At 73.7% G+C, this 22,935-nt stretch carries 18 protein-coding genes; 10 read left to right on the top strand and 8 right to left on the bottom strand.

Translation table 11 applies throughout. The features are described 5' to 3' along the window. Positions 1-6: 6 nt before the first annotated feature. The 5 genes from GA0070558_RS05090 to GA0070558_RS05070 form a co-directional block, all read right to left on the bottom strand. Complete coding sequence (locus GA0070558_RS05090) at positions 7-1,266, bottom strand: sugar ABC transporter permease (RefSeq protein ID WP_091276374.1); 1,260 nt, start codon at positions 1,264-1,266, stop codon at positions 7-9. Further along, positions 1,263-2,084: an ATP-binding cassette domain-containing protein gene (locus tag GA0070558_RS05085; RefSeq protein WP_091276370.1), complete on the bottom strand. Its 822-nt coding sequence runs from the start codon at positions 2,082-2,084 to the stop codon at positions 1,263-1,265. Before GA0070558_RS05085 ends, GA0070558_RS05090 begins: the two co-directional genes overlap by 4 nt. Positions 2,085-2,203: 119 nt before the next feature. Next, on the bottom strand, positions 2,204-3,304 hold the full coding sequence (locus GA0070558_RS05080) for a sugar ABC transporter substrate-binding protein (protein WP_091276732.1): 1,101 nt from the start codon (positions 3,302-3,304) through the stop codon (positions 2,204-2,206). A gap of 366 nt (positions 3,305-3,670) precedes the next feature. Continuing rightward, entirely contained in the window at positions 3,671-4,150 is a 480-nt protein-coding gene (gene ybaK / locus GA0070558_RS05075; protein WP_077938347.1) for a Cys-tRNA(Pro) deacylase, read from the bottom strand. 9 nt (positions 4,151-4,159) lie between these two features. Further along, positions 4,160-5,431, bottom strand: a complete 1,272-nt coding sequence (locus GA0070558_RS05070) for a THUMP-like domain-containing protein (RefSeq protein ID WP_091276367.1) — start codon at positions 5,429-5,431, stop codon at positions 4,160-4,162. A gap of 337 nt (positions 5,432-5,768) precedes the next feature. Between GA0070558_RS05070 and groES the strand changes: the two genes are divergently transcribed. From groES to GA0070558_RS05055, 3 genes are all read left to right on the top strand, one after another. Beyond that, complete coding sequence (groES, locus tag GA0070558_RS05065) at positions 5,769-6,077, top strand: co-chaperone GroES (protein WP_012015047.1); 309 nt, start codon at positions 5,769-5,771, stop codon at positions 6,075-6,077. A 70-nt stretch (positions 6,078-6,147) separates the two neighbouring features. Continuing rightward, a complete protein-coding gene (gene groL / locus GA0070558_RS05060) occupies positions 6,148-7,794 on the top strand; it encodes a chaperonin GroEL (protein WP_091276364.1) in 1,647 nt (548 codons plus the stop codon). A gap of 157 nt (positions 7,795-7,951) precedes the next feature. Continuing rightward, a complete protein-coding gene (locus tag GA0070558_RS05055; protein ID WP_091276361.1) occupies positions 7,952-9,547 on the top strand; it encodes a molybdopterin-dependent oxidoreductase in 1,596 nt (531 codons plus the stop codon). A 102-nt stretch (positions 9,548-9,649) separates the two neighbouring features. Here GA0070558_RS05055 and GA0070558_RS05050 read toward each other — a convergent pair whose 3' ends face one another. Next, positions 9,650-10,033 carry a WhiB family transcriptional regulator gene (locus GA0070558_RS05050; RefSeq protein ID WP_043966530.1) on the bottom strand — a complete coding sequence of 128 codons (384 nt, stop codon included), beginning with the start codon at positions 10,031-10,033 and terminating at the stop codon, positions 9,650-9,652. Positions 10,034-10,287: 254 nt separating this feature from the next. On the opposite strand from GA0070558_RS05050, the gene GA0070558_RS05045 reads away from it, so the two are divergent. Next, positions 10,288-11,109, top strand: coding sequence for a helix-turn-helix transcriptional regulator (locus GA0070558_RS05045; RefSeq protein ID WP_091276357.1), 822 nt, complete (start codon positions 10,288-10,290; stop codon positions 11,107-11,109). Positions 11,110-11,640: 531 nt separating this feature from the next. Here GA0070558_RS05045 and GA0070558_RS05040 read toward each other — a convergent pair. Continuing rightward, the gene (locus GA0070558_RS05040; RefSeq protein ID WP_043965658.1) at positions 11,641-12,045 is read right to left on the bottom strand and encodes a DUF5319 domain-containing protein; all 405 of its coding nucleotides are present in this window, start codon (positions 12,043-12,045) and stop codon (positions 11,641-11,643) included. A 233-nt stretch (positions 12,046-12,278) separates the two neighbouring features. Here GA0070558_RS05040 and guaB point away from each other — a divergent pair, with 233 nt between their 5' ends. The 4 genes from guaB to GA0070558_RS05020 all read left to right on the top strand — a co-directional run bounded on the left by guaB (position 12,279) and on the right by GA0070558_RS05020 (position 18,206). Then, positions 12,279-13,841 carry an IMP dehydrogenase gene (gene guaB / locus GA0070558_RS05035; protein WP_077940130.1) on the top strand — a complete coding sequence of 521 codons (1,563 nt, stop codon included), beginning with the start codon at positions 12,279-12,281 and terminating at the stop codon, positions 13,839-13,841. 34 nt (positions 13,842-13,875) lie between these two features. Further along, positions 13,876-14,994 (top strand): GuaB3 family IMP dehydrogenase-related protein, encoded by a 1,119-nt coding sequence (locus GA0070558_RS05030; protein ID WP_091276355.1) that lies wholly within the window; start codon positions 13,876-13,878, stop codon positions 14,992-14,994. Between the two features lie 165 nt (positions 14,995-15,159). Next, positions 15,160-16,575: a M1 family metallopeptidase gene (locus GA0070558_RS05025; protein ID WP_091276352.1), complete on the top strand. Its 1,416-nt coding sequence runs from the start codon at positions 15,160-15,162 to the stop codon at positions 16,573-16,575. A gap of 179 nt (positions 16,576-16,754) precedes the next feature. Then, positions 16,755-18,206 (top strand): M1 family metallopeptidase, encoded by a 1,452-nt coding sequence (locus tag GA0070558_RS05020; RefSeq protein WP_439709568.1) that lies wholly within the window; start codon positions 16,755-16,757, stop codon positions 18,204-18,206. Between the two features lie 53 nt (positions 18,207-18,259). On the opposite strand, the gene GA0070558_RS05015 is transcribed toward GA0070558_RS05020, so the two are convergent. Beyond that, positions 18,260-19,381: an LCP family protein gene (locus GA0070558_RS05015; RefSeq protein ID WP_091276343.1), complete on the bottom strand. Its 1,122-nt coding sequence runs from the start codon at positions 19,379-19,381 to the stop codon at positions 18,260-18,262. Between the two features lie 139 nt (positions 19,382-19,520). Here GA0070558_RS05015 and GA0070558_RS05010 point away from each other — a divergent pair, with 139 nt between their 5' ends. Next, positions 19,521-21,218, top strand: coding sequence for an FAD-dependent oxidoreductase (locus GA0070558_RS05010; RefSeq protein WP_091276340.1), 1,698 nt, complete (start codon positions 19,521-19,523; stop codon positions 21,216-21,218). A gap of 155 nt (positions 21,219-21,373) precedes the next feature. Further along, entirely contained in the window at positions 21,374-22,930 is a 1,557-nt protein-coding gene (gene guaA, locus GA0070558_RS05005; RefSeq protein ID WP_043965670.1) for a glutamine-hydrolyzing GMP synthase, read from the top strand. The last annotated feature ends 5 nt before the right edge of the window (positions 22,931-22,935 follow it).

Genomic DNA, 22,935 nt, shown 5'->3' with positions numbered 1-22,935 from the left:
CGGGCGTCAACGGTTGCCGGTGGCGGCCGACCGGCGGCGGGACAGGGCGTCCACGCTCGCGGCGAGCAGCAGCACGACGCCGGTGACCACGTACTTGACCCCCGAGCTGTAGCCCATCAGACCCATGCCATTGTCGATCACGGCGACCACCGCGCCGCCGAGCACGGCGTCGAGCACCCGGCCCTTGCCGCCGAAGAGGCTGGTGCCGCCGATCACCGCCGCGCCCACGGCGTAGAGCAGCACATTACTGCCACCCGTGTTGGGGTCGACAGAGTTGGCCCTGCTCGCCGCCACGATGCCGCCGATCGCGGCCATCGAGGAGCAGATGACGAAGACCGAGATGCGGATCCGGTCGACGTTGATGCCGGCGCGGCGGGCCGCCTCCTTGTTGCCGCCGACCGCGTAGACGTGTCGGCCGTAGCTGGTGCGCTGGAGCACGAACGTCCAGACGATCAGCAGCACCGCGATGATCGGCACCACGATCGGCACGCCCTTGAGCGAGGTGATCAGGACGTTGCGGCTGCGCTCCAGGTTGAGCACGTACACGGCGACGCCGAGGATGACCGCCAGCACGCCCACCCGGGCGGCCACGACGGCCAGCGGGTCGGTGACGAGTCCCCGGGCGGACCGGTTGCGGTGCCGCATGAGCTGCACCGCCGCGTAGCCGGCGACGGCGACGGCGGCCAGCGCCCAGCCGATCGCGGGCGGCAGGTTGCGGTTGGAGATCGCCACCAGCGTCTCGTCGCGTACGGAGATGTTGGCGCCCTCCTTCATCAGCATCAGCACGATGCCCTGGAAGGCGAGGAAGCCGGCGAGGGTGACCACGAACGACGGGATGCCGACCTTCGCCACCAGGAAGCCCAGCGCCGTGCCGATGAGCACGCCGGTGACGAGCGCGGCGAGTACCGCGACCCACCAGGGGTAGCCGAGCACGGTGACGACGTTGGCGAGGACGGCCGCGCAGACGCCGCTGGCGAAGCCGGCGGAGAGGTCGATCTCGCCGAGCAGCAGGACGAAGACCAGCCCCATCGCGATCAGCGTGACCGCCGCGCCCTGGGTGAACAGGTTGGCGAAGTTGCCGGCGGACAGGAACGACGGGCGCATGATCGCGAAGACCGTGCAGAGCACGATCAGGCCCAGCACGGCCGGCAGGGAGCCGATGTCGCCGCCGCGTACCCGGCTGAGGTAGCCGCGCACGTGGCCGCCGACGGTGACGGGCGGGGTGACCGCCGCCGGCCCTACCTTCTTCACGACGGTGGTGGTCATCGGAGGGCTCCCGGGGTCGTGCCGACGGCCGCGCCGCCGGTGCCGTTGCCACCCGTCAGCTCGGCGGCGAGCCCGAGGGCGCCGGAGCGCCCGGCGGTGATCAGCTCGACGACCTGCGAGTGGGTGATGTCGGTGGTCTTCACCTGGGCCACCATCTGGCCGAGGTAGAGGGCGGCGATCCGGTCGGAGACCGCGAAGACGTCGTTCATGTTGTGCGAGATGAGCACGACGGCGAGGCCGTTGTCGGCCAGCCGGCGGACCAGCTCCAGCACCTGGGCGGTCTGCGCGACGCCCAGCGCGGCGGTCGGCTCGTCGAGGATGACCAGCCGGCTGTTCCAGAGCACCGCCTTGGCGATGGCGACGGTCTGCCGCTGGCCGCCGGAGAGGCTGGAGACGTGCTGGCGCAGCGACTTCACCGTGCGGACGCTCAGCCCGGCGAGGGTCTCGGCGGCCATCTGCTCCATGGTCGGCTCGTCGAGGACGATGCCGGTGTGCTTCTCCCGGCCGAGGAACATGTTCTGCACGATGTCGAGGTTGTCGCAGAGCGCGAGGTCCTGGTAGACGACCTCGATGCCCAGGGCGGCGGCGTCGCGGGGGCTGTTGATGCTGACCGGGCGGCCCTCGAAGAGGAACTCGCCGGAGTCGGTCGGGTAGATGCCGCTGATGCACTTCACCAGGGTCGACTTGCCGGCGCCGTTGTCGCCGACCAGCGCGGTGACCTCGCCGGGGTGGGCGGTGAGGGCGACGTTGCGCAGCACCTGGACGGGACCGAAGCTCTTGTCGATCCCTCGTAGTTCCAGCAGGGGGGTTGCGGACACAAGGGTCTCCTAACGCGCGGAGGGGAGATCGCGGAGCCCGTCCGGCGCGGGCCGCCGCCCGGCACGGGGTCACCGTGCCGGGCGGCGTCGCCTGGCGGGTACGACGGTCGGCGTACGGGTCAGCTGATGCCGGCTTCGGTGCAGAGCTTGGTGTAGGCGGCGGTGCAGAGCTCTTCCTTGGTGACGAAGCCGTCGGCGACGACGTCCTTGACGTTGTCCTTGTAGATGGCCTTCGGCTCCAGCAGGACGGCCGGGACGTCCCGGTTGCCCTCGACGTCCTTGACGGTCTGCCCGGTGTCCTTCCTCTCGCCCTTGGCGACCGCGATGGCCAGCTCGGCGGCGGCGTCCGCCTCCTTCTTGACCGCCTTGTAGACGGTCATGCACTGGTCACCGGAGAGGATGTTCTGCAGGCCCTGCACGGTGGCGTCCTGCCCGGTCACCGGGACCTTGCCGTTGAGCTTGTTCTTCTTCAGCACGGAGATGGCCGCGTTGCCGAGGCCGTCGTTCGCGGCCAGCACGCCGTCGATCTTGCCGCTGGCCTTGGTGTACTGCTGCTCGAAGATCGTGGCGGCCTGCGTGTTGTCCCAGTCCGGCACCGAGTCGTCGGCGACCTTGGTGTACTCCTTCGAGTCGAACTTCGGCTTGAGCACCGAGTCGTACCCGTTCTTGAACAGGGTCGCGTTGTTGTCGGTCGGCGAGCCGTTGAGGTAGGCGATCGCCGGGTTCTTGACGCCCTTGTCGGTCAGGCACTTGGCGAGGCCCTCGCCCTGGAGCTTGCCGACGGCCTCGTTGTCGAAGCTGACGTAGTACTGCGCGGAGCCGCCCAGCGTGAGCCGGTCGTAGTCGATCGTGGCGACGCCCTGCGACTTGGCCTTGTCGAGCACGGCCTTGCCGGTGCCCGAGTCCAGGTTGACGATCATCAGGGTGGTCACCCCGTTGGTGATCATCTGGTCCGCGATGGTCTGGAACGCGGTCTTGTCGCCCTGCGCGTTCTGGATGTCGTACTCGACGTTGGCGGCCTTGAACGCGGCCTCCAGGAACTTGCGGTCGGCACCCTCCCAACGGGCGGAGGACTTGCTGTCCGGCAGGATCACGCCGATCTTCGGCTTCTTCTCGGAGGATCCGGCCTGGTTGCCGCCGTCGGAGTTCTCGCCGCAGGCGGCCATGCTGCCGGCGGCCAGCAGGCCCACGGCGGCGAAGGTGAGGAAGCCCTTGCGCATCTGCACGGGTCCTTTCGGGGGTGGGGGAGTGGGAGTGGAGCGGTGTTTTGTTGTGTCCGGCAACGTATTGCGCGCCGCGCTGCCGGCACAAGGCCGCCGAGGTCAGAAGTTTGTTGGCGGCGGTAACAATTCAGCAACGTGATCGACACTCTGCCCTAACCGCCCCGAAAGCGGGCAGGCCGAAGGGCCGCGCCTCGACGCGGCGATCATGAGAGTTACCGATGCCGCAGGCCGCCAAACCTGCCGCAGGCCGACGCCTCGGCTCGGGGGTGCCGGCCCGGGACGCCGGGCGCGGGGTGTCGGCCTGGGGTGCCGCTCGGCCGGGGTGCTCTCGGCCCTTGGTGCCGCTCGGCTCGCGGCGTCGCGTCAGCCGGCGGCGATGGGGGCGGTGGTGGCGTCGGTGAGCGCGACCAGGTCGGCCGGGGCGAGCTGGAGCTGGAGGCCGCGCCGGCCCGCCGAGACGTACACGGTGTCGTGGGCCAGCGCGGAGGCGTCCAGCACCGTGGGCAGCCGCTTGCGCTGGCCGAGCGGGCTGATCCCGCCGCGCACGTACCCGGTGGCCCGCTCCGCCACCGCCCGGTCGGCCATCGTCGCCCGCTTGCCGCCCAGCGCGGCGGCGAGCGCCTTGAGGTCCAGCTCGCCGGTCACCGGCACCACCGCCACCGCGAGCGCGCCGTCGACCTCGGTGACGAGGGACTTGAACACCCGCTCCGGCGGCACACCCAGGGCCGCCGCGACGAGCGCGCCGTAGTTCGGCGCGTCCGGCGACACGTCGTACGGGTGGGTGCTGTGCCGGATCTTCCGCTTCGTCAACAGCGCCGTCGCCGGAGTCCCCTGTCCCGCCATGCCGACAAGCTAGCCGGCCGCCGCCTCCTGATCCAGCGGATACGTCACCGGGCGGCAGACCAGCACGGTCGGCGCGCCGGCCACCCGGGTCAGCACCAGGCTCGCCGCCTCCGGGCCGGCCAGCCGCAGGTCGCGCCGCAGCCGCTCCGGCTCGAGCGCCGAGCCGCGCTTGAGGATCTCGACCCGGCCCACCCTGCGCTCGCGCAGCAGGGCGCGCAGCCGCTTCAGCGAGAACGGCAGCACGTCGGTCACCTCCAGGCAGCGGGCGAACGGCGTCGCGCCGGGAGTGTCGGCGTACAGGTAGGCGATGGTCGGGTCGGCGAGCGTGGCGTCCAGCTCGCCGGCCAGCTCCGCCACGAGGTGCGCGCGGACGACGGCCGGGTCGGGGTCGTGGACGTACCGCCGGACGGGCCCGACGGCGGCCTCCTCCGTGCCGGAACCGGTGAGCTGGTGGTGGCAGGCGGGCTGGGGGTGATTGCAGGGGGCCCTTCCTATACAGAAAGCGTTAACAGGGGGCCCTTCCTTCAGCACGGTCGCGCGGCGGGGGACCTCGGCGAGGCGGCCGCACCACAGGGCGGCCTCGACCAGGTCGCCGCCCACGCTGACCCACTCCGCCTCCGCGCCTGGCGGGATCAGCGCGTGGTCGAGTCCGGGGGCCACCTTCACCACCGTGTGCGGCACCCGCTCGGCCAGCGCGGTGACGAAGTCCCACGGCGGCGAGTAGGCGTTCGGGTCGAAGATCCGCCGGCCCGTGCCGGCCCTGCGCCGAGCCGGGTCGCAGAACGCCGCGTCGACGGCGGACACGTCGAACGCCGTGGCGTCGCCGCACTCCACCGTGAAAACGTCGGCCAGCCCGGCGGCCTCGGCGTTCGCGGCGGCCATCGCGGCGGTGACCGGGTCGGCCTCCACCCCGTACACCCGGATGCCGGCGCGGGCGGCGGCGAGCGCGTCGGCGCCGAGGCCGCAGCCCAGGTCGGCCAGGGTGCGCACCCCGGCGGCGCGCAGCCGGTCGGCCCGCCGGGCCGCGACGACCCCCCGGGTCGCCTGCTCCAGCCCCGCGCGGGTGAGGAACATGCCGGCCGCCGCCGGCCCGAACTTGGCGACGGCCCGGCGGCGCAGCTCGGCCTGGGTCAGCGCGGCGGCGGCCAGCCCGGCGGGCACCCCGGCCGAGCGGAGCGCGGCCGCCGCCGCCAGCGGGTCGCCGCCGGCCACCTCGGTCGCCGCGGCGAGCGCGGCCGACCCCTCGGGGGTACGCAGGGCGGCGAGCTGGTCGAGATCCACGCGCCCATTGTCGGGCCCGGGCGGCGGCGGACCGACGGCGGTGGTGGTGTCGGAGGTCGACGAGGTCCGGGGGGGCGTGTCGCGGTGACGAGTGGCGGAACAGTGGCGACACGACGGGCGACGCGTTGGCACTCTCCTTGACGGAGTGCTAGCCACGGCCTAACCTGCGATTAGCACTCTCCCATCGAGGGTGCCAGCTTCCGGGCCCCGTGCCCGGGGGTTGACGCCAGGCGGACCGGCACCCGCGACGACGGCCCCGCCCGGTGGCATGTGGCAGATTGACGCTGGTCGGCCCCGCCGTCCGGCAACGAAACCAGTACCCCAGGAGGGTATGCCCGTGACTACCGCGACCAAGGTTGCGATCAAGCCGCTCGAGGACCGCATCGTGGTCCAGGCGAACGAGGCTGAGACCACCACGGCGTCGGGCATCGTGATCCCCGACACCGCCAAGGAGAAGCCGCAGGAGGGCACCGTCCTCGCTGTCGGCCCGGGCCGGATCGACGACAAGGGCAACCGCGTGCCGATCGACGTGAAGGTCGGCGACACCGTCCTCTACTCGAAGTACGGCGGCACCGAGGTCAAGTACGCCGGCGAGGAGTACCTGGTGCTCTCCGCCCGCGACGTCCTCGCGGTCATCGAGAAGTAAGCAACCGATCCGTGTCACTGCCCCGGTCCGGCTCGCCGGGCCGGGGCAGTGACGCTTCGAAGGGATACAGATGGCGAAGATCCTGAGCTTCTCGGACGACGCCCGGCACCTGCTGGAGCACGGTGTCAACGCCCTCGCGGACGCGGTCAAGGTCACTCTCGGCCCGCGCGGGCGCAACGTCGTCCTGGACAAGAAGTTCGGTGTGCCCACGATCACCAACGACGGCGTGACCATCGCCAAGGAGATCGAGCTCACCAACCCGTACGAGAACCTCGGCGCGCAGCTGGTCAAGGAGGTGGCGACCAAGACCAACGACGTCGCCGGCGACGGGACCACCACCGCGACCGTGCTGGCCCAGGCCATGGTCCGCGAGGGCCTGCGCAACGTGACCGCCGGCGCCAACCCGTCCGGCCTCAAGCGCGGCATCGACGCGGCGGCCACGAAGGTCTCCGAGGCCCTGCTCGACCGGGCCGTCGAGGTCGCCGGCAAGGAGTCGATCGCGCACGTCGCGACGATCTCCGCGCAGGACGCGACCATCGGCGACCTGATCGCCGAGGCGATGGAGCGGGTCGGCCGCGACGGCGTCATCACCGTCGAGGAGGGCTCGGCGCTCACCACCGAGCTCAACGTGACCGAGGGCCTCCAGTTCGACAAGGGCTTCATCTCCCCCAACTTCGTCACCGACGCGGAGGGTCAGGAGTCGGTCCTGGAGGACCCGTACATCCTGATCACCACGCAGAAGATCTCGGGGATCGAGGAGCTGCTGCCGCTGCTGGAGAAGGTCCTCCAGAACAACAAGCCGCTGCTGATCGTCGCCGAGGACGTCGAGGGTCAGGCCCTGTCGACGCTCATGGTCAACTCGGTCCGCAAGACCCTCAAGGTCTGCGCGGTCAAGGCCCCCGGCTTCGGCGACCGCCGCAAGGCGATGCTCCAGGACATGGCGATCCTCACCGGCTCCGAGCTGGTCGCCCCTGAGCTGGGCTACAAGCTTGACCAGGTCGGCCTGGAGGTGCTCGGCACCGCCCGGCGCGTCGTGGTCGACAAGGAGACCACCACCATCGTCGACGGCGGTGGCCAGGCCAGCGAGGTCGCCGACCGGGTCGCCCAGATCCGCAAGGAGATCGAGGCCTCGGACTCCGACTGGGACCGGGAGAAGCTGGCCGAGCGGCTGGCGAAGCTCTCCGGCGGCATCGCGGTCATCAAGGTGGGCGCGGCGACCGAGGTCGAGATGAAGGAGCGCAAGCACCGCATCGAGGACGCCATCGCCGCGACCAAGGCCGCCGTCGAGGAGGGCACGGTCCCGGGTGGCGGCGCCGCCCTGGCGCAGATCCTGCCGGTGCTCGACGACGACCTCGGCTTCACCGGTGACGAGAAGACCGGCGTCTCGATCGTGCGCAAGTCGCTGGTCGAGCCGCTGCGCTGGATCGCCCAGAACGCCGGCCACGACGGCTACGTGGTGGTGCAGAAGGTCGTCGGCAGCGAGTGGGGCCACGGCCTCGACGCCGCCATCGGCGACTACGTGGACCTGGTCAAGTCCGGCGTCATCGACCCGGTGAAGGTGACCCGCAACGCAGTCACCAACGCCGCCTCGATCGCCGGCCTGCTGCTCACCACCGAGAGCCTGGTGGTGGAGAAGCCGGAGAAGGCCGAGCCGGCCGCCGCCGGTGGCCACGGCCACTCGCACGGCCACGGCCACCAGCACGGCCCGGGTTTCTGACCCGCGACGGCTGACCCAGCCACACCACACGGTCAAGGCACGCCGGCTCCCCACGGCGTGCCTTGACGCGTCTCCGCCCCGCGTTCGCCCGGGGCTGGTTGCTTACGGAACGCTGACGTGCCTGTCGCTTCCCGGCCCCGTCGGAAACACTGGGCGGATGGGCACCATCTCGCGCGGGTACGCCGCGCTGGCCGGGATCACCGCCGCCGCCGTGGCGATCGGCACCGCCGAACCGGTGGCGGTGCTGACCGGCCCCCGGTCGGCACCACTGGTCGCGGTCGGCGGGCTGGTCGTCGACACCGTCCCCGAACCGGTCAAGCAGTTCGGCATCGCCGTCTTCGGCACGTACGACAAGATCGCCCTGCTGGTCGGGACGGCGCTGCTGCTGGCCGGCTTCGCGGCGCTGCTCGGCGTCCTCGCCGCCCGCCGGCTGTGGCTCGGCCTGGCGGGCATCGGGGCGTTCGCGGCCCTCGGGGTGGCCGCCGCGCTGACCCGGGCCGGCGCGGACGCCACCGACGCGCTGCCGGCGCTGGCCGGGGCGGCCCTCGGCGCGCTGACGCTCTGGCTCCTGCTGGCCGGCCCCCTGCACCCCGACCCCTGGCCGTGGACCCCGCCCGGTGAGAAGGAAGGGCCCCTTGTTAACACCCCCCTGTTAACAAGGGGCCCTTCCTTGCACCCTGAGCGCCCGGAGGGGCGGCGGCGGTTCCTCACCGGCGTGGGCGCGCTGGCCGGCGCGGCGGTGGTGACCGGGCTGGGCGGGCACTGGCTGGCCGGGCGGCGCGGGGTGTCGCAGGCCCGGCAGGCGGTCGCCCTGCCCGCGCCGGCCTCGCCCGCGCCGGCGGTGCCGGCCGGGGCGGACCTCTCCCTCACCCAGCTCGCCCCCTACGTCAGCCCGACGTCCGGGTTCTACCGGATCGACACCGCCCTGGTGGTGCCGCAGGTCGACCCGGACACCTGGCGGCTGCGCATCCACGGCCGGGTGCGCAACCCGATCGAGCTGAGCTTCGCCGACCTGCTGGCCCGCCCCATGGTCGAGCGGTACGTCACCCTGGCCTGCGTGTCGAACGAGGTCGGCGGGGACCTGATCGGCAACGCCCGCTGGCTGGGCGTGCCCATCCGGGAACTGCTCGACGAGGCGCAGCCGGAGGAAGGCGCGGACCAGGTCGTCGGGCGCTCCGTCGACGGCTGGACCTGCGGCACCCCGACGGCGGCGCTGCGCGACGGCCGGGACGCCCTGCTCGCGGTGGGGATGAACGGCGAGCCGCTGCCGGTGGAGCACGGCTTTCCCGTACGCATGGTGGTGCCCGGCCTCTACGGCTACGTCTCCGCCTGCAAGTGGGTGACCGAGCTGGAGCTGACCAGCTTCGCCGACTTCGACGCGTACTGGGTGCCCCGGGGCTGGTCGGCGCAGGGGCCGATCAAGACCCAGTCGCGGATCGACACGCCCCGCCCCCGCAACCGGCTCACCGCCGGCCCGGTCATGGTCGCCGGGGTGGCCTGGGCGCAGCGCCGGGGCATCCGCCGGGTCGAGGTACGCGTCGACGACGGCCCGTGGCGGGAAGCGACGCTCGCCCCGACGGTGTCGGTGGACACCTGGGTGCAGTGGTCCTGGCAGTGGGCGGCCACCTCCGGCGAGCACACCCTCCAGGTGCGGGCCACCGACGCCGACGGCGAGACGCAGACCGAGCGCCGGCAGCGCGTCGACCCGGACGGCGCGACCGGCTGGCACACCGTCCGGGTCACCGTGGGCTGACCGCCGGGCTGCCCCGCGCCGGCAAACGGGTCACCCGGCCGTGGGCGTGGCGGGCGACACGCCGGTGTCCCGGTCGCCCGACGGTGGGCGTGGCGGCGGTCGTCAGGCGACGCTGCGCTGCGCCGGCACGGTGGACTTGTGCGGACGGCCCAGGCGGGCCTCCAGGCGGGCCACGTCGACGCGGGAGTGCCGGCGGTCGGCCAGGTCCTCCCAGCCCACCGCGAGCAGCCGCAGCCGCTCCGCCTCGCTGAAGCCGCCCCACACCCCGTAGGGCTCACGGACGGCGAGGGCGTGCGCGGCGCACTCGGCGCGTACCGGGCAGGCCCGGCAGACCGTCTTGGCGCCGGACTCCCGGCGCAGCCGGGAGGAGCCGCGTTCGCCGTCGGGGTGGAAGAACTGGGCGCTGTCGCGGCCCCGGCAGGCACCGAGCCGCTGCCAGTCCCAGAGGTCGACGATGGGTCCGGGCAGCCTGCGTACGTTCGACATCAGCACCCCTCCTCCCGCGCGGCACCGCGGAGATCCTCAGTTGACCGGTGTCCGGGCGGCGGCCGCGCTGGCGCACCGTTTCCGGCTCGGGCTCCCCGTTACCCCGCCTCGCTTCCGCTCACACGTCTGTGATCGAAAAGGTCGGACAACCTGACTGATATGCCCTAACTGTCGGAAAAGTTCGAAGGATTGCCGGGAACGCCCACCCGACGCCGCCTCCCCATGGTCTGCTCGGGGTCGGAGAGGAGACCACAGTGCGTACTGTCCTCGTGTGCGTTCGGACACCGCTCGCCGCGCAGCAACTGAACTCCGCGGCGGCGCGGCTAGGGCTGTCCGCCGCCGTTCGTACGGCCGTCTCCGATCCCGAGGTGATGCTGCGCCTGGCGGAGGTCCCGGCGGACGTCGTGCTCGCCGACACCGCCCTCACCCGGCCGGACAGCGCCGGCTTCGTCCGGCGGGTGCTGGCCCGCGCCCCGCAGGCCGCGGTGCTGCTGCTCGGCGCGGAGGAGTCCGAGGCCGCCGCCGCGACCATCGGCGCCGGCGCCCGGGGGCTGATCCAGGGCACCGACCACGACCTGACCAGCGCGGTGGCGAAGGCGCTGCTGCTGCTCTCGGCGCCCGGCCGCGCCACCCGCAGCCGGGTGACCGACCCGGCCCGCGACGCCGCCTCCGTCGGCGGACCCGCCCGCCCCGCCCCGGCCGGACGCCCCCCGGCCAAGCCCGGCCCGGCCTGGCCGGCGGGCCCCGAGGAGCCGCCCGGTGGTACACCGCCGGTGGTGCCGGTGCAGCGCGGCGACGACGAGGTGGAGGCGGGCGGCGAGGGCGAGACCCCGGCCGCGGCGGGGCAGCGTCCCGCCCCGGCCAGGGGCGGCCGGAGCGCGATCGGCCTGACGGAGCGGGAACTCCAGGTGCTGCTCGGCATGGCCGAGGGCAAGAGCAACGCCGAGATCGGCCGTGAGCTGTTCGTCTCGGAGGACACCGTCAAGACGCACGCCCGCCGGCTGTTCCGCAAGCTCGGCGCCCGGGACCGCGCGCACGCGGTGGCCGCCGGCTTCCGCGCCGGGCTGGTCACCTGACCCACCCAGCTGTCCGCCCACCCGCGCGCCTTCCCGCCCACCCCGCAGGAGGTACGGCCTGGGCAGAAGCCGCGAGACCGGCCCGTCGGGCCGCGAGTGCACGATCGCCGTGGCGCTGTCCGCTGCCGTCCGTCTCGCCCCGCTGGTGACACAACGTGGTCTCCCTGTCCGGCAACACCAACCCCACCGCTCCCTTTGCTCTGCACCCGGATACGCAACGTCCCACGCTGGGTATGCGGCCGTGGCGGGTGCGTGCCGTGCGCGATTGGCGTATTGCCAGCTCAGTGCCGGTGATGCGTGGGTGGGTGCAGAGCAAAGGGAGGGGGCGATGTGTGGGGGAGTCCGGCGACCCTTACCCAGAGTCAAGTGGCGGGCTGCGGTGGCCCGCCCCGGCGATCGTGACGGAAAGTCTTCGACGGGGGTTCGGGTGTCGGGTCCGGGTGCCGCGTAGGTGCCGCGCGGGAGCCGGGTGGCGCGCAGACGTGGCGACGCAGCGGACGGCCGCGCGGTGGGGGTGTGGTGACGGGGACCCTAGGGGGTCGGGTCGTCGTCGGTGCCCTCGGTGAGGGTGTCGTGCACACCGTCGGCGTAGCCCCGGGCGTAGTCCCACGTGACGTAGTGGTCCGGATCCGGGTCGTAGGCCGGTTCGTGCACGCGGGGGCGGCCGGAGCTGAGCAGGTGGCGCAGGTTGCCCCGCAGCAGGTCCCAGTCGAAGTAGTGCGGCTCGCGGCAGTCCTCGCACTCGATGACCAGCCCGCGCACGCCGACGGGGGCCAGCAGGGCCTGGTAGATCTCCAGGTCGGCCAGGTCCTCCAGCACGTCCTGCCGCTCGACCTCGGTCAGCGGGTCGAGCGTGTCGTCGTCCGCCGGGTCGTGCAGCTCCGCCGCCGGATCGGCCGGGTCGCCGTTGAACGGGTCGATGGGCTCGTCGTGCACCCCCTCACCGTAGACCCCGCGCCGGCCGGACGCCCGCCCCCGTCCGGCCGGTCACCCCGCGTCGGCCCCGGCGGGGGTGAACGTCACGCAGCGTCGTCCACCGGCCCGGCACCGGCGGGGCCGGCCTGGGCCGATGGGTACGATGACACTGACGCGTCCTCACCCGGCGCGCGCCGGACGTCCGCGCGCGCCTCCTCGCCGAAGCCCGCCCGACCCAGCTCAGGAGAGCAATCGTGGACAATTCGCCCAGCATCGATCTTCCGGCCGGCGCCGACACCGGCGAGCTGGGCGGCCACCTGCCGGAGCTGCCCGCCGGCTCGGCCCGGGTGGTCCCGCTCGGCCTCACCTTCGACGACGTGCTCCTCCAGCCCGGCGAGTCGGACGTGGTGCCCAGCCGGGTCAACACCCGCACGCGGCTCACCCGCAACGTCGAGCTGACCGTCCCGCTGCTGTCCAGCGCGATGGACACGGTCACCGAGGCGCGGATGGCGATCGCCATGGCCCGCCAGGGCGGCATCGGCGTGCTGCACCGCAACCTCTCCCTGGAGGACCAGGCGCTCCAGGTCGACCTGGTCAAGCGCTCCGAGTCCGGCATGATCACCAACCCGGTGACCGCCAGCCCCGACGACACCCTGCGCGACGTCGACGCGCTCTGCGGGCGCTACCGGATCTCCGGCGTCCCCGTGGTCGACGGCGAGGGTCAGCTCGTCGGCATCGTCACCAACCGGGACATGCGCTTCGTCTCCGAGCCGGCCACCCCGGTCCGCGAGATCATGACCCGCACGCCGCTGGTCACCGCCCCGGTCGGGGTCAGCAAGGACGAGGCGCTGGCCCTGCTGCGTCAGCACAAGGTCGAGAAGCTGCCGATCGTCGACGGCTCGGGCCGGCTGCGCGGGCTGATCACCGTGAAGGACTTCACCAAGAGCGAGCAGTACCCGAACGCCACCAAGGACGACGCCGGCCGGCTCCGGGTGGCCGCCGCCGTCGGCGTGGGCGAGGACGCGTACAAGCGGGCGCGTGCACTGGTCGACGCGGGCGTCGACGTGATCATCGTGGACACCGCGCACGGCCACCAGCGGGCGGTGCTGGACATGGTCCGCCAGCTCAAGAAGGACGTGACGATCGACATCGTCGGCGGCAACGTGGCCACGTACGCCGGGGCGAAGGCCCTGGTCGAGGCCGGCGCGGACGGCGTGAAGGTCGGGGTGGGTCCGGGCGCGATCTGCACCACCCGGATCGTCGCCGGGGTCGGCGTGCCGCAGATCACCGCGATCATGGAGGCGGCGCGGGCCGCCCGCCCGGCCGGCGTGCCGGTCATCGGCGACGGCGGCATCCAATACTCGGGCGACATCGCCAAGGCCCTCGTGGCCGGCGCCGACACCGTGATGCTCGGCAGCCTGCTGGCCGGCTGCGAGGAGAGCCCCGGCGAGCTGATCTTCATCAACGGCAAGCAGTACAAGGCGTACCGGGGGATGGGCTCGCTCGGCGCGATGCAGTCGCGGGGGCAGGCCAAGTCGTACTCGAAGGACCGCTACTTCCAGCAGGACGTGCTCGCCGAGGACAAGCTGGTCCCGGAGGGCGTGGAGGGCCAGGTTCCCTACCGGGGCCCGCTGGCCGCCGTCGCCCACCAGCTCACCGGCGGGCTGCGGGCCGCGATGGGGTACGTCGGCGCGGAGAGCATCCCCGAGCTGCACCGGCGCGGCCAGCTCATCCGGATCACCGCGGCCGGGCTCAAGGAGAGCCACCCGCACGACATCCAGATGACCGTCGAGGCGCCGAACTACCACTCCCGCTGACCCCACCACCACCCCGACACCACCTGGAGCCACCATGCGTGACGTGGTCGAGATCGGCCTGGGCAAGACCGCGCAGCGCGGTTACCACCTGGACGACATCGCCATCGTGCCGAGCCGCCGCACCCGGGACGTCGACGACGTCTCCACCGCCTGGCAGCTTGACGCGTACCAGTTCGGCATCCCCTGCGTGGGGCACCCCTCGGACGCGACGATGAGCCCGGCGTCCGCCGTGCGGCTCGGCCAGCTCGGCGGGCTGGGCGTGCTCAACGTCGAGGGCCTGTGGACCCGGTACGAGAACCCGACCAAGATCCTGGAGGAGCTGTCGGGCCTCGGCGAGGACGCCCGCGCCACCAAGCGGCTCCAGGAGGTGTACGCCGAGCCGATCCGCCCGGACCTCATCGCCGAGCGGGTCCGCGAGCTGCGGGCCGGCGGCGGCACGGTGGCCGTGCGGGTCTCCCCGCAGCACACCCTGGCGCTGGCGCCGGTGATCCTCGACGCGGGCGTGGACATCCTGGTCATCCAGGGCACCATCGTCTCGGCGGAGCACGTCTCCACCACCGACGAGCCGCTCAACCTCAAGGAGTTCATCGCCGACCTCGACCTGCCGGTCATCGTCGGCGGCTGCACCGACTACAAGACGGCGCTGCACCTGATGCGCACCGGCGCGGCCGGCGTGATCGTCGGCATCGGTGGCGACGGCTGGTCGACCACCGAGTCGGTGCTGGGCATCCGGGTGCCGATGGCCACCGCGATCGCCGACGCCGCCGCGGCCCGCCGCGACTACCTCGACGAGACCGGCGGCCGGTACGTGCACCTGATCGCCGACGGCGACATCCAGACCTCCGGCGACATCGCCAAGGCGCTGGGCTGCGGCGCGGACGCGGTGATGCTCGGCGAGCCGCTGTCGCTGTGCGCGGAGGCCCCGGCCGGCGGCGCGTGGTGGCACTCGGCGGCCAGCCACCCGTCGCTGCCGCGCGGCGCGTTCGAGGTGGCCGGCGAGCCGCTCGGGGAGATGGAGCGGCTGCTGTTCGGCCCGGCCGACGAGCCGGACGGCCAGCTCAACCTGTTCGGTGGGCTGCGCCGGGCGATGGCCAAGTGCGGTTACCGCGACCTCAAGGAGTTCCAGAAGGTCGGCCTGGTCCTCGACCGCTGACCCTGGCTCCGGGGCGACCCGGAAGAGCACGGGGAACGGCCCCGCCGCGGGAGAGCGGCGGGGCCGTTCGCGTCGGGCGGGGTCGATTGTGGGCCTATTGCCGGTTATAGACGCTTCTGTCGGCCGGCGTGGGCTAGGCTCGCCCCCGACAGGCGAGGGAGAGCGATGGTCCGCACAGGAAGACGACCGGTCGGCCGCGCCGCCCTGGCCGCCTGCCTCGTCGTGGGCGCCCTCGCCGCCTGCACGGGGACGCCGCCCGACGCCGACCGCGCCCGCCGTGGGGCGGCCGACGCGGGCGACCCGTACGTCCCCGGGCGCGGCAACGGCGGCTACGACGTGGCCGCGTACCGGCTGCGGGTCCGCTACGACCCCGCCGACGACCGGCTCACCGGGCACGCCACGATCACGGCCACCGCGACGGCCGGGCTGTCCCGGTTCAACCTGGACCTGTCCGGCCTGACCGTCGGCGCGGTCCGCGTCGACGGCGCGAAGGCCGGGCACGCCCGCGAGGGCGAGGAACTGGTGGTTACCCCGGCGCGCGGCCTGGCCCGGGGCGCCCGGTTCACCGTCGACGTGGAGTACGCGGGGGTGCCGCAGCCGGTCGAGAGCAGCACGCTGGGCCTCGGCGGCTTCCTCGCCACCGCCGACGGCGCGGTCGCGCTCGGCCAGCCCGACTCGGCGAGCACCTGGTACCCGGTCAACGACCACCCGTCCGACAAGGCCACCTACGACGTCGAGGTGACCGTCCCCGACGGGCTGGCCGCGCTCGGCAACGGCGTGCCGGTGGGGCGCACCAGCGCCGGCGGCTGGACCACCTGGCGCTGGGCCGAGCGGTCCCCGATGGCCAGCTACCTGAGCACGCTGGTGATCGGCGACTACCGGGTCACGACCGGCACCCACCAGGGCAAGCCGATGGTCACGGCCGTCGCGGCGAGCCTGCCCGCCGACGGGCCGGCCGCCGCCTCGCTGGCCCGCACCGGCGAGGTCGTCGACTTCCTCGCCGACCGCTTCGGGCCGTACCCGTTCGAGTCGTACGGCGGGATCGCGCTCGCCGAGGGCCGCATCTCGTACGCCCTGGAGACCCAGTCCCGCCCGGTCTACGGGCCGGGCTTCTTCCGCTCCGGCCGCCCCGACACCGGGGTCGTCGCCCATGAGCTGGCCCACCAGTGGTTCGGCGACAGCGTCTCGCTGGCCCGGTGGAGCGACATCTGGCTCAACGAGGGCTTCGCCACGTACGCCGAATGGCTCTGGCTGGAGCACGACGGCGGCCGGACCGTCGAGCAGACCGTCGCGGCCCGCTACGCCGCGACGGACTGGTCGCAGCCGTCGGTCGACCCGGGCCGGGCGAACATGTTCGGCGACGCCGTCTACCAGCGGGGCGCCCTCGCGGTGCACGCGCTGCGGCGGACCCTCGGCGACGACGTCTTCTTCCGGGTCCTGCGCGCCTGGACCACCGAGCGGCGCGGCGGCAACGCCACCACGGCGGACTTCGTCGCCCTCGCCGAGCGGGTCGCCGGCCGGCGGCTGGGCGCGCTGCTCGACGCCTGGCTCGTCGGCGGCACCGCGCCCGCGCTGCCCTGAGCGGCGCCGGCACCCGGGGCCGCCGGCCCGGTGGCCCGCCGCGCCCGCGCCACCCCGAGTCGCGCCCGCGCTCGGTAGGCTGCCGCGGGTGGAGCGGCCCGGACGAGCCGGGCCGGCCGGGCGGGCCGAGGGCCGCCGCCGGGCCGGGGGCCTCCGCCGGGAGGGACGACGCGATGACGCTGCGCCTGTGGGGCCTGCGCCTGCGCACCGGGCTGCTGTTGGCCGGCGCGCTCGGGCTGGCCGCCTGCTCCTCGACGCCCGAGCCGGCCGCCCGGGAGGCCACCCCGTCGCCGACGGGGTCGCGGCAGTTCACGCCCGGCGCGGCCGGGCTGGGCGACGAGTACTTCCCCCGGTACGGCAACGGCGGGTACGACGTGACCCGGTACGTGGTGAAGGTCCGCTACGACCCGGCGACGGACCGCCTCACCGGCACCACCACCGTGCAGGCCACGGCCACCGCGAGCCTGTCCGCGTTCAACCTGGACCTGGCCGGGCTCACCGTGCGCGGGGTGACGGTCGACGGCGTCCCGGCCCGGCACGCCCGCGACGGCGACGAGCTGGTCGTCACCCCCGCCGCCGGCCTGACCTCCGGCAACGGCTTCACCGCCGAGATCCGGTACGAGGGCTCGCCGAAGCCGCTGACCAACGAGGCGCTCGGCGAGGGCGGCTTCCGGCACACCTCCGACGGCGCGGTGGCCCTCGGCCAGCCCGAGTCGGCGAGCACCTGGTTCCCGGTCAACGACCACCCCGCCGACAAGGCCGCCTACGACTTCGAGATCACCGTCCCGGAGGGGCTGACCGCCGTCAGCAACGGGGTGCCGGTGGGCAAGACCACCCGCGCCGGCTGGACCACCTGGAAGTGGGCCGAGCGGTCCCCGATGGCCAGCTACCTGAGCATGGTGGCCATCGGCAACTTCCGGGTGACCCGCGCCGAACACAAGGGACGGCCGGTGTTCAGCGCGGTCACCACCGGGCTGCCCGAGGGCGCGGCGGACGCCTCGATCGCCCGCACCGTCGAGGTGGCCGACTACCTCGAAGGCGTGTTCGGGCCGTACCCGTTCGGGTCGTACGGCGGGGTGGTCGTCGACGATCCGGGCATCAGGTTCGCCCTGGAGACGCAGAGCCGCCCGGTCTACTCGGCCAACTTCTTCCGCCGCGGCGAGAACAGCGGGGTGGTCGCCCACGAGCTGGCCCACCAGTGGTTCGGCGACAGCGTCTCGCTGGCCCGGTGGAGCGACATCTGGCTCAACGAGGGCTTCGCCACGTACGCCGAATGGCTCTGGCTGGAGCACGACGGCGGCCGGACGGTGCAGCAGTCGTTCGACGGGGAGTACGTCGGCGCGTCGGCGTCGGTGTGGCGGACGCCGCCCGGCCGGCCGGGGGCGGCGAACCTGTTCGGCGACTCCGTCTACCAGCGGGGCGCGATGACCGTGCACGCGCTGCGCACCACCGTCGGCGACGAGGCGTTCTTCCGGATCGTCCGGGGCTGGGCGGCCGACCGGCGCGACGGCAACGTCACCACCGCCGACTTCGTCGCCCACGCCGAGCAGGTCTCCGGCAGGCAGCTCGACGCGCTCTTCGACGCCTGGCTCTACGGCACCGAGCAGCCGGAACGCCCCACGGCCCGCTGACCCCCGGCGCGTCGCCCGCCGCTACCCGGACGGCGCTCGGCCTCTCGCCGGGCCTAGTTCTTCACCACCAGCTCCGGGTGGTCGGCCAGGTACTGCTCGGCCCGGCCCTCCTTGAGCGCGGTGAGGAACTGCCGGCCGACCGGCTTGAGCTGTTCGCCGCGGTAGCCGCTGCCCTTGCCCACCCCCTCGCCGGGCAGGCCGACGAGGACGAGCCGGTCGGCGGGCAGCCCGCCGAGGGCGTACGCGAGGTCGACGATGCGTGGCCCGCCGGCGTAGCGGAGGGTGTCGCCGAGCGCCCCGACGACCTGCTCGACCCGGTCGGGCTGCCGGGGCAGGCTCTCGGACTGCATCTTCGCCACGATGGCCCGGATGAGCTGCTGCTGGTGGCGCTGCCGGTCGTAGTCCCCGTTCTTCAGGCCGTAGCGCTGCCGGGCGTAGTCCAGCGCCTGCCAGCCGTTGAGGTGCCGCTCGCCCTTCTCGTAGACCATCTGCGGGCCGACGTAGCCGCCGCCGCCCGGCGCGGCCTCGCGGTGCCGGCCGTCCGGCCGCCGGTGCAGCGAGACGGTCCGCTGGTCGACGTAGAGGTCGACCCCGCCGACGGCGTCCACCAGCTTCTCGAAGCCGGTGAAGGTGACCACGGCGCCGGCGTCGAAGCGCAGCCCGGTGTAGCCGCTGACGGTGCTGCGCAGCAGCTCGTACCCCTGGGCGGTGCTCGGCTTCTTGGGCTTGCTAGGCACCCGGCTGCCGTAGCTCATCGCGTGGGTGAGCTTGGTCTTCCCGCCGGAGTAGCCGGCCTTCGGGTAGGCCGGGATGTCGACCAGCAGGTCCCGCGGCAGCGAGAAGAGGTACGCCCGGTCCAGCCCCGCCGGCACGTGCGCCACCAGCACGGCGTCGCCGTGCGGCTCCCAGCCGGGCACGCTGACCCGGGTGTCCACGCCGACGAGCAGCAGGTTCAGCGGCCCGGTGACGTCGGCCCCCGGCGGCGGGGTCGGGCTCGGTGTCGGCGACGGCGTGGGGGTGGGCGCGGCGGTGACCCGCCCCGCCCCGCGTTCGGTCTGCCGGTCGGCGACCAGCCGGGCCGCCACCGTGCCGCCGACCGCCAGCACGACGGCCGCCGCGACGACGGCCAGCCCCACCCGCCACCGCCGCCGTCCGGTACCCGTCTGTCCGGCCATGTCCGCACCCCCGCCCCTACAACGCTCCGAGGGCCACGCCGGGTTGCGGCCGCTGAGCCGCGGATCACCGGCGGCGGGGTGCATGGTCCCGCGAAAACCGGCTATGGCGCGAGAGCTACCCGTCGGTAATGATGCGTTCATGCGGTACGACGTGCTCGTCATCGGGTCCGGCTTCGGCGGCAGCGTCACCGCGCTCCGGCTGGCCGAGAAGGGCTACTCGGTCGGCGTCCTGGAGGCCGGGCGGCGCTTCGCCGACGACGAGTTCCCCGAGACCTCGTGGCGGCTGCGGCGGTTCCTGTGGGCACCGAAGCTCGGCTGCTACGGCCTGCAACGGATCACCCTGCTCCGCTCCGCCGACCGGAAGGCCGGCGGCGGGGTGCTGGTGCTCTCCGGCGCGGGGGTCGGCGGCGGCTCCCTGGTCTACGCGAACACCCTTTACGAGCCCCTCGACGCGTTCTACGCCGACCCGCAGTGGCGGGACGTCACCGACTGGCGGGCCGAGCTGGCCCCGCACTACGACCAGGCGAAGCGGATGCTCGGCGTCACCACGTACCCGCTGCACACCCGCGCGGACACCGCGATGCGGGCGGTCGCCGACCGGATGGGGGTCGGGCACACCTTCCACCCCACCCCCGTCGGCGTGCACATCGGCCGGCCGGGGGAGCGGGCCGCCGACCCGTACTTCGGCGGCGCCGGCCCGGAACGCACCGGCTGCACGCACTGCGGGGCGTGCATGACGGGCTGCCGGCAGGGGGCGAAGAACACGCTGGTCAAGAACTACCTGTGGCTGGCCGAGCGGCTCGGCGTGCAGGTGCACCCGCTGACCACCGTCACCGCCGTGCGCCCCGCCGACGGGGGCGGCTACCGGGTCGAGACCGTGCGCACCGGGGCCTGGCTGCGCAGGCGCCGCCGGGTGTGGCACGCCGACCAGGTGGTCCTCGCCGCCGGGGCGCTCGGCACCCAGCGGCTGCTGCACGAGATGAAGGCCACCGGGGCGCTGCCCCACCTGTCCGACCGCCTCGGCGAGCTGACCCGGACGAACTCCGAGGCGATCCTCGGCGCGTCCGTGCCACCCGGGCCGGCCCGCGCGCAGGGGCTGGACTTCACCGAGGGGGTGGCGATCACCAGCTCGTTCCACCCCGACCCGCAGACCCACATCGAGCCGGTCCGCTACGGGCGGGGCTCCAACGCGATGGGACTGCTCCAGTCGCTGCTGGTCGACGGCGGGCCGCACCGGGTCCGCCGCTGGCTGGTCGGGCTGCTCACCCAGCCCCGCCTCGCGGCGCGGATGCTCACCGTCCGCGACTGGTCGCGGCGCACCGTCATCGCGCTGGTCATGCAGTCGGCCGACAACTCGCTGACCACCCGCTGGCGGCGCGGCCCGCTCGGGCGGCGGCTGGTCGCCGGCCCCGGTCACGGCGAGCCCAACCCGACGTGGATCCCCGCCGGCAACGCCGCCGCGCGGCTGCTCGCCGAGGAGATCGGCGGCACGCCGGGCGGGTCGCTCACCGAGCCGTTCGACATCCCGATCACCGCGCACATCCTCGGTGGGGCGGTGATCGGGGCCACCCCGGCCGACGGGGTGATCGACCCGTACCACCGGGTGCACGGGCACCCGGGGCTGCACGTGGTGGACGGGGCGGCCGTGTCGGCGAACCTGGGGGTGAACCCGTCGCTGACCATCACCGCCCAGGCGGAACGGGCGATGTCGTGCTGGCCCAACCGGGGCGAGGCGGATCCCCGGCCGCCGCTGGGGGAGGCGTACCGGCGGGTGGCGGCGGTGCCGCCGGTGCGTCCGGCGGTGCCGGCGCACGCCCCGGGCGCGCTGCGCGCGTAAGGAAGGGCCCCTTGTTAACGCCTACGGTAGAGAAGGGTCCCCTTCTCACCACTTCACCCGCAGGCGCGCGGGGCCGCGCGGGCCGCGCCGGGCGCGCCGGGCGCGCGGCGGGGTCCGTGCCGGGGCGGGGGTGACTGTCGGTAGGCTTCCTGCCCATGAGCACGCCTCGCCCCGTCCTCGTGGTGGACTTCGGAGCCCAGTACGCCCAGCTCATCGCGCGCCGGGTGCGTGAGGCGCGGGTCTACTCGGAGATCGTGCCGCACTCGATGCCGGTGGCGGAGATGCTGGCGAAGGACCCGGCTGCGATCATCCTGTCCGGTGGCCCGGCCAGCGTCTACGCGCCCGACGCCCCCCAGGTGGACGCGGGGATGTTCGACGCGGGCGTGCCGGTCTTCGGCATCTGCTACGGCTTCCAGGCGATGGCCCAGGCCCTCGGCGGCACGGTCGCGCGCACCGGCAACCGCGAGTACGGCGGCACCCCGCTGCGCCCCCGCCTCACCGAGCCCGGGGTGCTGCTGCGCGACCTGCCGGCCGACCTGCCGGTCTGGATGAGCCACGGCGACTGCGTGACCGAGGCCCCGGCGGGCTTCGCGGTGACGGCCGAGTCGGCCGGTGCCCCGGTCGCCGCGTTCGAGGACCTGGCCGGGCGGCGCGCGGGCGTGCAGTTCCACCCGGAGGTGGGGCACACCGCGCACGGCCAGGAGATGCTCACCCGGTTCCTCTACGACATCGCCGGCATCGAGCCGACCTGGACGCCCGAGAACATCATCGACGAGCAGGTGGCCCGCATCCGCGCCCAGGTGGGCGACAAGGAGGTCATCTGCGGCCTGTCCGGCGGGGTCGACTCGGCCGTCGCCGCCGCGCTGGTGCACAAGGCCGTCGGCGACCAGCTCACCTGCGTCTTCGTCGACCACGGCCTGCTGCGGGCGGGCGAGGCCGAGCAGGTGGAGAAGGACTACGTCGCCGCCACCGGGATCAAGCTGAAGGTGGTCGACGCGGCCGACCGGTTCCTCGGCGCGCTGGCCGGGGTGACCGACCCGGAGCAGAAGCGCAAGATCATCGGCCGGGAGTTCATCCGGGTCTTCGAGGCCGCCGCCCGGGAGATCGCCGCGCACGGCGACGTCGAGTTCCTGGTGCAGGGCACCCTCTACCCCGACGTGGTGGAGTCCGGGGGCGGCACCGGCACCGCCAACATCAAGAGCCACCACAACGTCGGCGGCCTGCCGGAGGACCTGAAGTTCGCCCTGGTCGAGCCGCTGCGCACGCTGTTCAAGGACGAGGTGCGCACGCTGGGCCTCCAGCTGGGCCTGCCCGAGGCGATGGTCTGGCGGCACCCGTTCCCGGGGCCGGGCCTGGCCATCCGGATCATCGGGGCGGTCGACCGGGAGCGGCTGGACCTGCTGCGCCAGGCCGACCTGATCGCCCGCGAGGAGCTGACCGCCGCGGGCCTGGACCGGGGCGTGTGGCAGTTCCCGGTGGTGCTCCTGGCCGACGTGCGCAGCGTCGGGGTGCAGGGCGACGGGCGCAGCTACGGCCATCCCGTGGTGCTGCGCCCGGTCTCCAGCGAGGATGCGATGACCGCCGACTGGTCCCGCCTGCCCTACGAGGTGGTGGCCAGGATCTCCACCCGGATCACCAACGAGGTGGCCGAGGTGAACCGGGTGGTCCTGGACGTCACGAGCAAGCCGCCGGGCACCATCGAGTGGGAGTGACCCCA

This window comes from Micromonospora haikouensis, from assembly GCF_900091595.1.
Taxonomy (GTDB): Bacteria; Actinomycetota; Actinomycetes; order Mycobacteriales; family Micromonosporaceae; genus Micromonospora; species Micromonospora haikouensis.
Note: the sequence above shows the minus strand (reverse complement) of the source record. Positions and strands in the feature narration are given on the sequence as shown.